The organism is Novosphingobium sp. (assembly GCF_965214355.1).
Lineage (GTDB): Bacteria > Pseudomonadota > Alphaproteobacteria > Sphingomonadales > Sphingomonadaceae > Novosphingobium.
The window spans coordinates 3,397,698-3,412,129 of the sequence record NZ_CBDCBI010000002.1 but is presented as its reverse complement, the minus strand read 5'-3'; the positions used below and the strand labels follow the sequence as shown (position 1 = coordinate 3,412,129).

Here is a 14,432-nt window from a genome sequence, read left to right as displayed (position 1 = left end):
GCGGGTCAGTTGCCGATATTGACGTTTGCGCTGTTCTTGAAGATCGAGGCCGCGACATTCAGCAGCCGCGCGACCTTGCCGACCTGGACCGCAGGCGACGTCGCGATGAACACCAGATCACGGTCGCGCATCGCAAAGCTGTCGGCCAGCAACAGTCCGTCGCCGGTCTTGAAATTCAGCTGGTAGATCACCGGAACCGTATCGCCGGCCAGCAGGTAATCGGGCAGCGGCGCGGTCGACAGCGTGCGCGCAAGCGCCTGCTTTTCGTAGCGCAGCACATACACGCCGTAAGGATCGGCCTGGTTGTCGGCGAGGCCCCCGCCATTGCCGATCGCCTCGGCCAGGGTTACGCGCGATTTGCCGAACAGCACTTCGGTGTTGTGGTTGGCCGCGCCCAGGATGACCAGTGTCTGCGGCTCGTGATCGAGCGAGACCATGTCGTTGGCGCGCAGAAAGATGTTCTGGTCCGGGTCGCCCATCACGTCGGACAGGCGGATATTGCGTACAACACCGCCGCGCATCAATTGCACCAGCATGTCGCGCGCCTTGCCAACGGTTCCGCCCGCTTCGGCGATCGCGTCGAGCAGGCGGGTGCCGTTGCGCATCAGCGAGATCCGACCGGGATGATTGACATCGCCGGTGACAGTCACCGCGTTGTCGCTGCTGTGAACGATCTGCACCAGCGCCTGCGTCTGGTTGGCCTTGCCGCGCAGCGCCGCGATAATCGCGGCCTGCACCATGCGCGTGGTGCGACCCACGACATGGATGTCGCCCGCGAACGGCACGATGATATCGCCGGCCTGATCGACTGTCTGGTTCGGGACAGTGGCCGATTGTGCGCCGACCAGGCCTGGTGCGGCCTGCTGGATGTTGGGCGTATAGGGAACCGGGCCGAGCAGGCCGCTGCCGAATTCCCACAAGGTGACCGACACCGTATCGCCGACATGAATGGTGTCGACCGCAGGCGGGGAGGGCGCGGCCAGCGGCGTGAAGTTGTCCGCCGGAACATGCGCCAGCGCAGTCAGCGTCATGCGGTTGACCGGCACGAGCAGGAACGGTGGGGCGTCTTCGCGCGCTTCACGTGTCAGGCTTGGCGCCATCGGCCCGGCCACCGGCAAGGTGCCGCAGCCGGCAGTCAACAGCGCCATCGCGGCTGCGGCAAGCAGGCGGGGACGTTGGAAAAGGGCATGGCGGGGTGCGGTCACTGTGGTTCTCGACATGGCTTTTGCTTTCGTCACGCCGCGCGGGCGGACATGCTTGAATCCCGGATGGCGGATGGCGTCATCATTCGCCCTGGGCGGTGTGGTGGGTTGCGGCGGTGCTGCAGTCGCCCGTTCGCGACATCATCAGCAGCAGTTCCTGCTGCACCTTTGGTTTCGACAGGCGGCGGACCGTGCGATTGGTCACGCGTTTCGGCTTGGCAGTTGCCTTGCGGGTGATGCTTTCCACAGGGTCTGCCGCGACCGCGGGCGCGGGCGCGTCAACCGCCACGGCCGCAACGGGCATGAGCGCCGCCACGGCATCGGCGCCGGGCTTTGGATTTGCAGTGCTGCGCTTTCGCTTGACCATATCGCTCAGACCTTTCAACACGAAGCACCTGCTTCACTTGCACCGCCCACGTCATGCCCGGTTGCAGCGCTCATGGCGCACCATCGCCGAACGCGATCGCGGCGATCCGGGCGTTGACATCGCTGGTGCACACACCGCCCTGGCGCGCGCCGTTGCGCCAGAAGAACACGCCGGCCAGATGATCGGTGACAATAGCGCGCCGGACGAACCGCGCGTCTTCCAGCGTCGTTCCGGCCAGTTCGAAATCGATCAGCACGCGCGACCCGTCGAATTTGCCCCCGGCGGCGATCGCGGCTTTCTGCTTTTCATAGCTGGCAGCCAGATCGTGTTCGGGATTGCGGCTCCATAACAGGATCGTGGTCAGGTCGAACGTCTCGACCAGCGTATGGGCATTGTCCGCGGTCACGCCGGTATAGACTTGCGTCGGCGCGTCGATCGGGTTGGTCAGCAGGATCGCGGGGCGATGGCCATCGTGCACCAGTTGCGCCCATTGGCGCAGAAACGCAGTCGTCTGCGCTGGTGTCCGGCCGTCCTGCACTTCGTAATCGAGCAACACGCCCGATCCCCCGCCGCCCGATTTGACCGGCGCCAGGCTGCCTGCGGGCGCAATGCATGTGTCCAGCGGGCCGACCGATCCGGCATCGGGCTGCGCGCTTTCACCGACCAGCCGGATCCCCGCCGCCCGGGCATAGCCGGCGGCGCGATCGGGCCAGCCGAGCACCCCGGCGGTTTGCGCCAGCGTGCATGCGTCGGCCCGCGCGACCGAGGTAAAGGCGCTGCGCTGCTTGCGCTTGCCGGTGAACGAAGGCTGCAGATTGGCCTTGCGCACGATCGCCTCGCCATCGGCGTTCGCGAGCGGTGTATTGGCGCGATTGGCCCATTGAAAATAATAGGTCGCAGTGCCGGGCAGCGGCGCGACCACCGATTGCAGCTGCATCGAGGCCACGCCGGTTTGCGGGTAATAGGCATAAGGTCGCTGGCGGCTCGATTTTGACGTCGGCGCATTCTGCAGCACCTGAAATGTCAGCCGCCGGTTGTCCGCCGCGCCAAAGCACGCCGGATCGGCCCGCACGAGCGCTGGCCATGCCACCAGCACGAGGCCGGCGACACAGGCGCTCCGGTTCAGGATCGGCCGGCGGATGGTCACACCCTGGTACCTTCGGGCGCCAGGAACGCGGCTTCCTCTTCGTTGGCGACGGACGCGGCGGCGGCCTGGTCGGCATCAAATACCGCGATGGCTTCGTTGACGTCTTCATAGAAATCGAGCCCGCGATTGCGGATGACGTAGGCGCAATCGCAATGCTGGCGCGCGATGCGGACATTGCCGGTGGCCACGATCGCGCCGGCGGTGCGCGTGCGCGCCTCGAACATCGCCTCGCACCGCGCGCGGAATTCGGGATCGATCGCGCCGATCGAATTGTCGAACAGATACGTGTCGAACGGCAGCGCGTACGTCAGGACATAGCTCAGCCGCGCGCGATCCTGCGGGGTCATCAGGCGCATGTGGATTTCGATCTTGTCGCCAAGCCCCGAGACATGGCGCACGAATTCGAACACTTCATCGGGGTCCGCGCCATAGATCTTGGCCGCGAACATCACGTTGTGCCGGCCGGTGTGCGCCGGACGAAACCCGCGCAGATATCCGCCTGGAAACGAGATGCGGGTATAGCGCTCGACGTAGCCATGCGTCGGCTTCATCACCCCGCACAGCATCTGTACCAGTGTCGATTTGCCGCTGTATTTGCCGCCCAGGATTGCCAGGCGTCGGCCTGCCGGCAATTCGACCGAGACACTGTCGAACATCGTGTCGCCGTTCTGGCCGAGATAAGTCAAACCGTGCAGCCGGATCATCGCAGACTATTCCTTGTCTTCAAGATATGTGCGCATGCCCGCTTCGAGCAGCAGCCCGACCACGATCATCACGATGGCAAATGTCAGCGGATAATAGATATTGGTCAGCTCGGCAGGATAAAAGAAATAGAACGACTGCCGGAACCAGTTCACTGCGTGAATCACGGGATTGGCAGCGAAATACCAGCGGATGTTGGGCGGCAGATAGGCCGCGACGAAGTACGGCGCCGAAAAGTGCAGCGACCCGCGCGCAAGCGCCGGCCACAGCGCATCCCATGGCGGAAACAGGCGCGCGATCACCGAATTGATGATTCCGGCACCGATGCCGAACAGGAAAAAGATCGACAGCGCCAGCATCGTCGACAGCGGATCCCAGGGCACCGCCTCCTGAATGCCCAGCCAGTACAGGAATCCGAAAAACGCGACGCCGATCACGCTGGTGCTCAGGACATGCAGCACCGCGTGCACGACGATATGATCGAGCGAGGTTTCGATCGGATAGCGCTTGCGGTGCGATCCGGGCGCCAGTGCGCCGCGCAGCCGCATCGAGGTATGGATGAACAGATAGATCGGAAACACGCCGGTTGCGATGAACAGGAACAGGCTGTGCCCATACGGCGCCTGGCGGTTGATGGTGTAGAACACCAGACCGATCGTCAGGATCACCAGCAGCGGTTCGATACCCGCGGCAAGATACCCGACCGAAAACCGCCGTCCGCGCCGTGTTTCGGATTCGCGCAGGAACAACGCGCCCAGCACGCGCATCTGCGTGCGCAATTCGCGCGTCCACGGGCTTTCGCGATCGTTGCGTGGGCTCAACGCATCGGCCATCAGCCGTGTTCCATGATCGAGTTTTCGACAAGCCGGCCGATCGCCCAGACCATCGCCGCGCCGATCACGATGATCATCAGGTCAAGCCAGCGGTTGGGTGCCAGCGGTGCTTCGGGCAAAGTCGGCTTGACATAGGTCGTCATGTAGACACGCTGCGAATGCTGCGCGGCCTGCGTTGCGGCAAGCGTGTTGATGGCGGCGTGCAGCACGCCCTGATAATCGTGAAGCCGGTTCTGCAGCGATTCGAACTGCGTGACCCTGTCGGCCAGTCCGCTGCTGCCCTGGCCTTTCAGGATCTGCCGGGTCGCACGCAGCTGCGCGTCGTTGGCGGCAAGCTGGTCGCGCAGCAACTGTACTTGCGGCGCATCGGGATTGTGCAATTGCGCGGTGACCGAGGCGATCTGCCCCTGCAACTGGCTTTCGCGCTGGATCAGCTGCGCTTCGAACCCTTGCGTCGAGTTGACCGGGCCCTGGCTGCCCTGGTCGGCATTGAGGAACCCGCTGGTGCGCCGCATTTCGGTGACTTGCGCGTTCATCGAAGCCAGTTTTGCCATGGCATCGTCGACCTGCTGCTGCGCAAAGCGGACCGAATCGGTTTGCGAATGCGCGCCGATCGTATTGACCAGATCCGATGACAGGCTCACCAGATTGGTGGCGATCGCATAGCTGTCCTGCGGGCTGTAGGCGCGCACGCGCACGACCGCGAGACCCGACGCCGGGTCATAGACAGAATAGACCATGCCCTGCCAGAACCAGGCGAGGCGTTCGGCCGACGCGGACTTGCCGACATTCGACAACGGATCAAACGGCTTGCTGTACATTCCGCGCAGATTGAGCTTCGCATTCAGGTCGATCGCAGCCTGCCGGCTGTTGACGTAGTCGACCACGGTATAGTTATCGAGCAGATCGGTCCCGGGCGTGGTGTTGCCGTCGAACAGGAACGATTTGGTCTGCACCGACGGCGTCGTCGATTCGGGCACCGGCAGACGCACGCTGAAGCGGTATTCGGTGACATACTGATCGGGCGCGATCAGGAACAGGTACAGCGCGCCCAGAATCACCGGCGCGACGAACGACAGGCCGAACCAGATCCGGCGGCCGTTCGAAATCTTGGGCTTCCGGCTGGGAAACGGCATCCCGACGATGCGCGGCCGGTCATCAACGACGGGATCGGCCTCGGGCGCCGGGCTGGTCTCCGGCGCGCGCGGTGCAGGTGCGATCAGATCGAGCGCCGGCATAGCCGGATCGGAGCTGCGTGGGGTGCTGACTTCGCGAAGCAGCGGCCGCTTGTCACTCGCCATGGCCGCGATACCGCGAAAACTGTGGTCGGGCTTCAGCGGCGGCGGCATGATCCCATCGGGCGCAGCAGCGTCCTGGCGCACGACTTGTTGCGGAAAGGGCGGCAGGGCCGATGCGGTCGTCGCAACGCGCAACGGAGCCCCTTCGCCAGCACCTGGCGAGGGGACGGGCGCGCCGTCCGTTCCGTGATCGTTGGTCATTCCGGCACTTCCCTCAATTGCAAGTCGGGCCGGGGGTACATGGTTCACGCGCCACAACCGGCGCCTGGTGCTTTGCCCGAAACCTGCCCCCCGGCGTTTGGTTAGACTGCGACCAGTATCAGGTCCTGTGTCGCACAATCGGTGTGGGTGGGATTGGCCACCAGCACCAGGTTTGGCGGGCTTTGCGGTACTTCGCGTTCGTGCGTCCATTGCGATACGCACGGGATTTTCGAAACGTCGCAGCGGTGGGCATACCGCCGCGCAATGCTCGTCACTTCGTCGGCCAGGCCTTCTTCCAGCCGGGTCGGATTGAGGCCCAGCTTCAGGAACGAGGCATTGCACACTACCAGGCCGTTTTCCGCCGCTTCGTTGCGCGGATTGGGCACCAGGACGTAATTGACCCCGGTCATCGTCGAAACCATCTGCGCCAGATCGATCAGCCGGTGGGTTTCGGTCATCTGGTTCATGATCGAGACCCGTTCGCCGGTGGCTGGCGGATTGGCGATCGCCAGTTCGATGCACCGCACGGTATCGCGGATGTGAATGAACGCGCGCGTCTGGCCGCCGGTGCCGTGCACCGTCGGTGCATGGCCGATGGCGCCCTGCATCAGGAACCGGTTGAGCACGGTGCCATAGTCGCCATCGTAATCAAACCGGTTGATCAGCCGTTCATCCAGGCTGGTCTGTGCGGTCTGCGTTCCCCACACGATCCCCTGGTGCAGATCTGTGACGCGCAGCTTGTAGTTGCGATTGTAATACCAGAAGAACAGCGCGTCCTGCGCCTTGGTCATGTGGTAGACGCTGCCCGGGTTGGCCGGGTACAGGATCTCGATGGCCTTTTCGCCTTCGGGGGTATCGACCTTGACCGGCAGGTAGCCCTCGGGAATGGCCATGCCCGCGGTGCCATAGCCATAGACGCCCATCGTGCCCAGGTGGACCAGATGAATATCCAGCTCGCTTTCGACGATCGCCGACAGCACGTCGTGCGTGGCACCGAGGTTGTTATTTACCGTGTAGCGGCGTTCCTTTGCCCCCTTCATCGAATACGGCGCGGCGCGCTGTTCGGCAAAGTGGACAATGGCGCGAGGGCGTTCGCGACGGATCAGCTCGAGCAGACGATCGTAATCGGTACCGATCGTCAGATTTTCGAACCGGATCGTCTTGCCGCTTACCTCGCGCCAGGCATCCAGTCGGACGCCGATCGGACGGATCGGAGTCAGGGAAACGGCCTCCAGATCGATGTCGATCTTTCTGCGCGAGAGGTTGTCAACGATAACCACATCATAGCCGATGTCGGACAGGTGAAGCGCTGTCGGCCAGCCGCAAAACCCGTCCCCGCCGAGAACGAGGACCGTTTCCATGAAAAAAATGCCTTAAGTCTTTCTACAATCGACGACCGGGGGTTCAGCCCGGTGATGACAATCAGGCAGCGTGTTCGCGATCGTGGCGACGCACCTGGCGCAGGCCTTCGAGGATCGCGCTGAGGATCCAGCGTTGCTCTGCCGGTGTCGCAACGTCCTTGTAGTACGACAGCACTTCGCGGATCGTGATCGGAAATCCGGCAACGGTGCCCTTGATCCGGCAGGCTTCGCCTTCGGTCAGCAGGTCGAACGCGGATTCGATTTCTTCGAGCTCAGTGCCCTTGAGCTGCGTTGCCATATCTTCGGGAACGGTCAGTTCCTGCTTTTTGATCTTGCCCAGCGGCACGCGCGCGCCGCCATCCGGATCCTGGCGAACGATTTTGATATTGCGCGGTTCATCGATGAAAAGAAGCATGCCTAGAAACTCCGTCAAGAGAACGTAAAAAACTGGGCGTGGCCGGAAATAGCCATCACAACCAACATGACAGAAAAATTTCGATGGTCCGCCGAACGCGAGCATAAGGGCTCAAGATTCGCGTGCGAACATGATTTGCGAAATTTTTCCCCCGAACGCTGCTGATTGATAAATCAACAAGCATATTTTTTAAGCATTTCTTATGCGCTGGCCCCTACACCACATAAGAATCAAAAACACTGCAGGACGTTTTGGTAACCACGAGTCTTGCAGTGCAATCAGTGGTTCGTCGCTAAGTTATCAGTGTGACAGAGGTGCGACAAAGCTGTTACACTTCGGAATTCTGTTGCGGTCCCAATGGTGCCGGAATCCCGATCGCGGACTCGCTGCGCGTGCAAAACCACGCCCATGTCGCTGCCAGACCTGCGGACAGATTCGTATCGGGCGCAAACCCAAGGCGCGCCCGGGCCTGCGATATATCGCACCAGGTTCGTGCGATTTCGCCGGCGCGCGCCGGATGATATGCAACAGTCAGCGGCAGCGGGGCGGCAACTTTGCCGATCGCGGCGATCAGTTGGTTGATCGACAAGGGCACACCCGATCCGAGTTGCACCACGCCCGACTGCCCGCTCTCGATGGCACGCAAGATGCCCCGGCACAGATCGCCGACATACACGAAATCGCGGGTCTGCTCTCCGTCGCCATAGATCTGGAGTGGTGCGCCCTGCAGCGCCTGCCGCATGAATTGCGCCACCGCGCTACCTTTGTGATACGATCGCGGGCCATAGACATTGGCGAACCGCAGCGACATCGCGGCAAAGCCGTAGCTGCCTGCCCAGGCCGAACACAGCCCTTCGACCGCCAGCTTGGTCGCGCCATAGGGCGCGATCGGGTTGGGCACCATGCGCTCGTGCACCGGCGGCTCTGCCTCTCCAATGATGGCGCCGCCGGTCGAGGCATTGACGATGCGGCGCACGCCGCGTGCGCGCATCGCTTCGAGCAGGCGGAACGAGCCGACGACGTTGACGTCGAAATTGGTGGACGGATCGGCAATCGAATCGATCACGCGGGTATCGGCGGCAAGATGGATCACGACGTCGACGCCCGCCAGCGCGGCATCGAGCGCGGCGGGATCGCGGATATCGCCCGACAGGAATTCGCCGGCAAAATTCACCAGGTGCGCGCGCTTGCCGACAATTTCGCTGTCGAACACGCGGACATCATGCCCGGCCGCCTCCAGCAACGGAACCAGATTGGCACCGATAAAGCCGCAACCGCCGGTTACCAGAATGATCATTTTGCGGCTTTCGTACGGGTGGGCGGCGGTTTTGCGCGCAACTTCGCCACTGCGACGCTGCTGCCCTCGATCCAGACCGGCAGGCCGGGCAAGGGCAAGCCGAGGCGGGCAATCACGACATCGATGCGGTGGCGCCCGGCTTCGCGAAACAGGCGTGGCACCGGCAGCGCAAAGCCGAACGCGCCTTGGGCGGATGGCTGGTCGGCGCGGGCGCGGCCCAGGAACACACCATTGGCAAACAGCGCGACATCGACCGGGCGTGCCGCGTCCTTGATCCGCCGCGCCCAGCCGCGCACCACGCCATCGTCGCCCGGCAGGCAACCGGCGTCGATCCCGCATGTTTCGATTGTGCTGGCGCGGGGCAGCACCAGCCCGTCGCCCAGCACCAGCCCGCCGCCGGTGGCCGCGACCGCATAGCCGATCGCGCCCTTGCTGGCAGCCGGCGACGGCGGCAGGTCGATGACGAAGCCATGCCGCGCCGCCTCGCCAGGCAAAGCCGCAAATGGCGCAAAGCTGCGATCCGCGAGCTGCCCCTGCCATACGCCGCGCGCGCCATCGATGATCAATTCCACGCCGACCGGTTCGGCAGGATTGGCCAGATCGGTGACCCAGCCATACAGCCGGCCTTCGTACACGCCCAAGACCTGGCCGATGCGCGTCCCATCGGTCGCCGCCTCCTGCCGCTGGACCAGCGCGCGCAGTTGGGCCGGCATGGCGCGCGGTTTGGCACGGGGACGGGCCGGCGCAGGGGCCGCGGTTTCGGCGCGCGCGGATATCTTGGCGCCAAGCCGCTCTCCCGCCTTGACCAGGCCGTCGGTCAATGGATCCGGTTCGTTTCGGGTGCGGGGTTTTGCAGATCTGGGCTTGGAGGCAATTACTGCCCGACGTTCCGCCTTGGCCACGGGGTGGTCGGTCGCGGCGGCGGCCTCTTCGGTGGCGACGCCGGCGATCATGCGCACCAGCATGCCTTCGGGCGTGGCGGGATCGATAACCTGGCGCGGCTTGCTGCCGCTGCGTGCCTGCAGCCCGCGCGCCAGCAGCATCGCATCACGCATCGCGAGCGGCGCTGCGGCAAGACCTGGGCGGATCGCGCGAAAACGGCCGGCCGCTGCGTCATACCCGCGCTGACGCAGCCAGTCCGAACTGCGCGGGACGATGCTGCCGAATTCGCGCAGCACCGTCTGGCACACGGTCCCGGCCAGCAGCGCGCGGGCGACGAATTCGTGGTCATAGCCGGTCACACGGTAGTCGGTGGTGAACCCGCCCAAAGCCTGAAAGGCGTTGCGGCGGACGAACAGCGGCATTTCGCCGATGTCGTTGCTGAAAAAGCTGTGCGACGGGCTGACGATCAACCGCGCGTGCAGCGGCCCGATTGTGCCGGACAGGCCGGCTGGATCGACCGCGCGCACCAGGTAATTGACGACATCGGCCCCCGCGCACGCCGCGCCGCGCGCCAGTTCGCCCAGCGCGCAAGGAACCAAAGTGGCCCCTTCCCATACAAACAGCAGCCAGGGCGCCGCGGCGCGCGCGGCGGCGGCGTTGAATGCCGGCCCGGCATCGAGATCGAACGCGTCGACCAGCACCGGGTCGAACCCGTGTCTCAGCATCAACGCTGCGGCGGTTTCGCCATCGGCGTTGCTGACGGCATCGACTGCGACCACCACCGCGGGGCGTGCGGGGCTCTGCGCGGCAAGGCTGGCCAGCGTGGCGTCCAAGGCATCGGCGTCGCCGGTAAAATAGATGCATACCGCCGTGACCGCATCGATCGCGGCGGGCTGCGCACGCGTGGCATCGAGCAGCTTTTCGCGCAGACCCGCGCTCAATTGCCGGTGAAACCTGCGCCATGTTGCCAGATTGGCATGGTTGTCAAAACTGGGACGCGGCACCATGCCGCCAAGCGTCAGCGCCTGTTCCAGCCGGTCACCCAGCGAAACCGGGTGCGGCGCGCACAGCACCGCCGCGTGGTCGCCCGCATCGATCAGTTCGGCATTGCCGCCCACATTGGTTGCGACAGCCGGAATGGCGCAAATCGCGGCCTCGTAGATCGCCATCGAGCTGTTTTCGATGATCGAAGGCATGACGGCCAGCCGCTTGCCGCTCAACAAATATTCGATCGCCTCGTACTGCTGATAGCTCGAGATGATCTGCACCTCGCACGGCCAGTCCTTGCTGACGTCGAGAATGAAATCGGGCGTATCCTGATCGGGATGCGACGGCAGGCGGGCGCCGGGTTTGCCCATGAAGGTAATTTTCGCTGGCAGCGCCACGCCTTTGCGGATCAGGCGGCGGATCGCCTGGCAGAACACGAACAGGCCCTTGCGCGCCTCCAGCCGGCCGAAGAACACGAATTCGTCGATCGGCGTTCTGGTGCCATGCGGCAGTGCGCGCGTGTTGATCAGCGGCTGCAGCGTATCGAACGACACCACATTGGGCTGCACAAAGGCGCGCGATTGCGGCACCGCATAGCCCTGGCTGGCCATCCAGCGCAGCAGATGCAGGCTGCCGCCGATCACCACATCGGCCAGTTCGACGCTCTGCCGTTCGGCGTGGATCTTGACCAGATCGTCGACCCGCTCGACCAGGTTAGAGCCATAAAGCCGGTTCCACATCCAAGGGCTCGACGTCTTGACCACGAACAGCGTGTCGGTGCAGGCGATACCAGTGCGTTTGGCCAGCATCGCCAGATACCCGCTGCCGCGCCATTCCGACACGTGCACCACATCCATCGGATGCTCGATCAGCCAGCGCAGCATGTTGTACGGCGCGCGCAACCAGCGATCCGCGCCCGAAACGAACCGGTCTGCGGTGGCATAGTCGGGCACCGGCACCAGTTTCACGCCTTGGGCGGCGTAATCGGCGATCCAGAAATCGATCGTGTTGATCTCGGATTCCTGTCCGCGCAGATACAGCACGGTGACATCGAACCCGGCATCGGCCAGCAGCAGCGCGAGCGCGGCATATGTCGTGCCGATGCCGCCGTTGCGGACCGGCCCGGTGATCTGTTCGGCCGCAATGCAGATGCGAATCGGTGCGCGCGGCGCCTCGGGTTCGGTGAAACTGTCGAGCCCGCGCAACTGCATCGTCCATGCACCGGCATTGCGCGGCAGGATTGCATCGATCGCCCCCAACGGGTCTGGCGCGCAGAGCAGGCGTTCGGTTTCGCTTGGCGCGACCTGGTTCGCCGGAGCGATGCGCGGCGCGGGTTTGCGATTGGTGCGTCTTCTGACGGGAGCGGGGGCGCCGGTGTCGACCTGGCTGCGTTTGGGCATCAGCGCGCTGCCCGGCGTGACCCGAACGCCGGGTGCGGGCATGCGCCGGCCAGTCGTCCCGGCTTGCGGAAAAGCATATCGCCCAACACCCCAAACAAAACGCCACGCCGATCCCAAGTCATAATTCCGGAATTTGCCCGGAATACAGAGTGATCGGGCCGTTACCGAACCATGAAAGTACGCCGGACCCCATCCGGCGTGATGGATCTGCCAATCTGAAGATTGGGCAGGCATCCCAGGGATGCCGCTAAAGAACCGTCAGGTTACAATTGCGAGACGGTCCTTGCCTAATTGTCATAAATCAGGCGCGTATCATTGGCGGGCTTGCGCAATGCTTCTCTGGGCCGGCCGCGTTTTTGCAGTGTCGTCAGTCCGCTGTCACAAAACTTGCATACTTAACTGCTCAATCAGCGGCATTGCCCTCGGGAACAGGGCAATGCTGTTCCGTGCGCTGTGGGGGTTCGCTGGCGGCGGAAGTCAATGCGGGAAACATCATGCCAATTGGGCGTTCAATAACCGGGAATTTCGGGGCCTTTGCCTCGTTCGTGACACGTATGCGCACAGCGCATTCCGTTGGCGTGCCGGCCGGGTTTCGTCTGTCGGCGGGCCTGCTGCTGGCCACTGCGGGCGTGGCTGTCGCGCCGGCCGCGCTGGCACAATCCGTGCCGTCACCCAGCCGAGTCGTTCCCGACAGCCTGGCGCCGGTGCGCGCGCAGCCCGATGGTTCGATCGACCTGCCGGCGACCGCGTCTGCGTCTGCGCCGGCCGGGTCCGATGCGCTGACGCTTAAAGTCGGAGGCGTGGTGGTCGAAGGGCTGGACAGGACGCTGCCGCCCGCTGCGGACAAGGCTGTCGTCGAGGAACGCAATGGCCTGGCGGGCCGCACGGTCAGCGTGGCCGAACTCTATGCCGCTGCCGGCCGGATCGAGGCCAGCTTTGGCCGCGCGGGCCAGGTGCTGACTCGCGTTACCCTGCCCCCGCAGCACCTTGCCGATGGCGGCGCGGTGCATTTTCTGATCGTCGACGGGTTTATCGAAAGCGTCGATGTGTCCGCGCTGCCCGGGCCGGTGCGCGAGGCGGTGCGACGGCGGCTGGCGCTGCTGATTGGCAAACGCGGGCTGACGCTGCCGCAGATCGAACGCCACGTGCTGCTGGCGGGGGACACCCCAGGCGTACGCCTGCGTTCGGCGCTGGTGCGCGGTGCGGCGGTCGGTGCGACCACACTCGTGGTGTCGGGCCAGTATCGCCCGGTTTCGGCCAGTCTCGGGTTCGACAACACCCTTGGCCGCGCCTATCAGTACGAGGCGTTTACTGTCTCGGCTTCGCTCAATTCCGTGCTCGGGCTGGGCGAGCAGATTTACGGCACGCTGACCAACGGGCCCGATTTCGATCATCTGTTCGACAGCGCGCCGCGCCGGCGGATCGTGGCGGGCGGCGCGATCGTGCCGATCGGCAACGACGGCCTGGCGATCAATCCCGAATACACCCGGGTCGATACCGCGCCGCGCGGCGGTGCGCCGACGACCGGCGTGTTCGAACGCGTGGCCTTGCGCGCTAATTATCCGATCGTGCGCAGCCGCCGCGAAAACCTGACCTTGACCGGCGGGTTCGAATTGAGCAGCGAGCGCGAGGCGATCACCGATCTCGGCGAAATCAGCAAGGACCGGCTGCGGTTTGCCACGCTGGGCCTCAACTATTCCCGGTCGGTGGGCCAGGCCGCCATCGTCGGCGCCGACGGCCAGGTCAGCGTCGGCTTTGCAGGGCTGGGCGCGCGCACCCAGGCTGATGCGATGCGCAGCGGCATCGGTCTGTCGCGCCAGGGTTCCGAGCCCGATTTTCGCAAGGCCAATGCGCACCTGAGTATCGATGACCAGATCGGCGCCGGGTTTGCCATGTCGGGCGTCATCCGGGGGCAGGCCAGCTTTACCGGCGCCTTGCCCGCAGCAGCCGAATTTTCGCTCGACGGCAGCGATGCGCTGTCTGCGTTTGCGCTGGGTTCGATCAATGTCGACAGCGGTGTGACCGGGCGGCTCGAATTGACGCATCCGATCCTGGTCGGCGGCCGCAATGCCGTCATCACGCCCTATGGCTTTGGCGTGATCGGGTATGGGCACGTGTCCGATCCCACGATCGTGGAGACAGCCGATCTGCATAGCTGGTCGGCCGGCGGGGGGCTGCGGCTGCTGATCACGCCGGCCACCAGCGGCGTGACGACGGTCGGTTCGGTCGAAGTCAGCCATGGCCACATCACGCGCGCCCCCGGCGTCGCAGGGGCCGGGCAATCGATCGACCCGACGCGTGTCTCGGTCAATCTCACATTCCGTCTCTGACGCATTCGAT

General features: G+C 64.3%; 11 protein-coding genes. 1 reads left to right on the top strand and 10 read right to left on the bottom strand.

Annotated features, from left to right (window positions below):
* Positions 1-5 precede the first annotated feature (5 nt).
* The 10 genes from ACOOE2_RS15730 to ACOOE2_RS15685 form a co-directional block, all read right to left on the bottom strand.
* Positions 6-1,220, bottom strand: a complete 1,215-nt coding sequence (locus ACOOE2_RS15730) for a polysaccharide biosynthesis/export family protein (RefSeq protein ID WP_420383936.1) — start codon at positions 1,218-1,220, stop codon at positions 6-8.
* Positions 1,221-1,284: 64 nt separating this feature from the next.
* Positions 1,285-1,590: a hypothetical protein gene (locus ACOOE2_RS15725; RefSeq protein ID WP_420383935.1), complete on the bottom strand. Its 306-nt coding sequence runs from the start codon at positions 1,588-1,590 to the stop codon at positions 1,285-1,287.
* A 49-nt stretch (positions 1,591-1,639) separates the two neighbouring features.
* Positions 1,640-2,716: a hypothetical protein gene (locus ACOOE2_RS15720; protein ID WP_420383934.1), complete on the bottom strand. Its 1,077-nt coding sequence runs from the start codon at positions 2,714-2,716 to the stop codon at positions 1,640-1,642.
* Complete coding sequence (locus ACOOE2_RS15715; protein ID WP_420383933.1) at positions 2,713-3,420, bottom strand: ATP-binding cassette domain-containing protein; 708 nt, start codon at positions 3,418-3,420, stop codon at positions 2,713-2,715. The genes ACOOE2_RS15720 and ACOOE2_RS15715 overlap by 4 nt, the downstream gene beginning before the upstream one ends.
* Before the next feature lie 6 nt (positions 3,421-3,426).
* On the bottom strand, positions 3,427-4,251 hold the full coding sequence (locus tag ACOOE2_RS15710) for an ABC transporter permease (RefSeq protein ID WP_420383932.1): 825 nt from the start codon (positions 4,249-4,251) through the stop codon (positions 3,427-3,429).
* Positions 4,251-5,750, bottom strand: a complete 1,500-nt coding sequence (locus tag ACOOE2_RS15705; RefSeq protein ID WP_420383931.1) for a hypothetical protein — start codon at positions 5,748-5,750, stop codon at positions 4,251-4,253. Before ACOOE2_RS15705 ends, ACOOE2_RS15710 begins: the two co-directional genes overlap by 1 nt.
* A 101-nt stretch (positions 5,751-5,851) precedes the next feature.
* Entirely contained in the window at positions 5,852-7,111 is a 1,260-nt protein-coding gene (locus tag ACOOE2_RS15700) for an NAD-dependent epimerase/dehydratase family protein (protein ID WP_420383930.1), read from the bottom strand.
* Between the two features lie 61 nt (positions 7,112-7,172).
* A complete protein-coding gene (locus ACOOE2_RS15695; protein WP_420383929.1) occupies positions 7,173-7,526 on the bottom strand; it encodes a hypothetical protein in 354 nt (117 codons plus the stop codon).
* A gap of 328 nt (positions 7,527-7,854) precedes the next feature.
* A complete protein-coding gene (locus ACOOE2_RS15690) occupies positions 7,855-8,823 on the bottom strand; it encodes an NAD-dependent epimerase/dehydratase family protein (protein WP_420383928.1) in 969 nt (322 codons plus the stop codon).
* Entirely contained in the window at positions 8,820-12,134 is a 3,315-nt protein-coding gene (locus ACOOE2_RS15685) for a glycosyltransferase (protein WP_420383927.1), read from the bottom strand. Before ACOOE2_RS15685 ends, ACOOE2_RS15690 begins: the two co-directional genes overlap by 4 nt.
* Before the next feature lie 512 nt (positions 12,135-12,646).
* Between ACOOE2_RS15685 and ACOOE2_RS15680 the strand changes: the two genes are divergently transcribed.
* Complete coding sequence (locus tag ACOOE2_RS15680) at positions 12,647-14,422, top strand: ShlB/FhaC/HecB family hemolysin secretion/activation protein (protein WP_420383926.1); 1,776 nt, start codon at positions 12,647-12,649, stop codon at positions 14,420-14,422.
* Positions 14,423-14,432 lie beyond the last annotated feature (10 nt).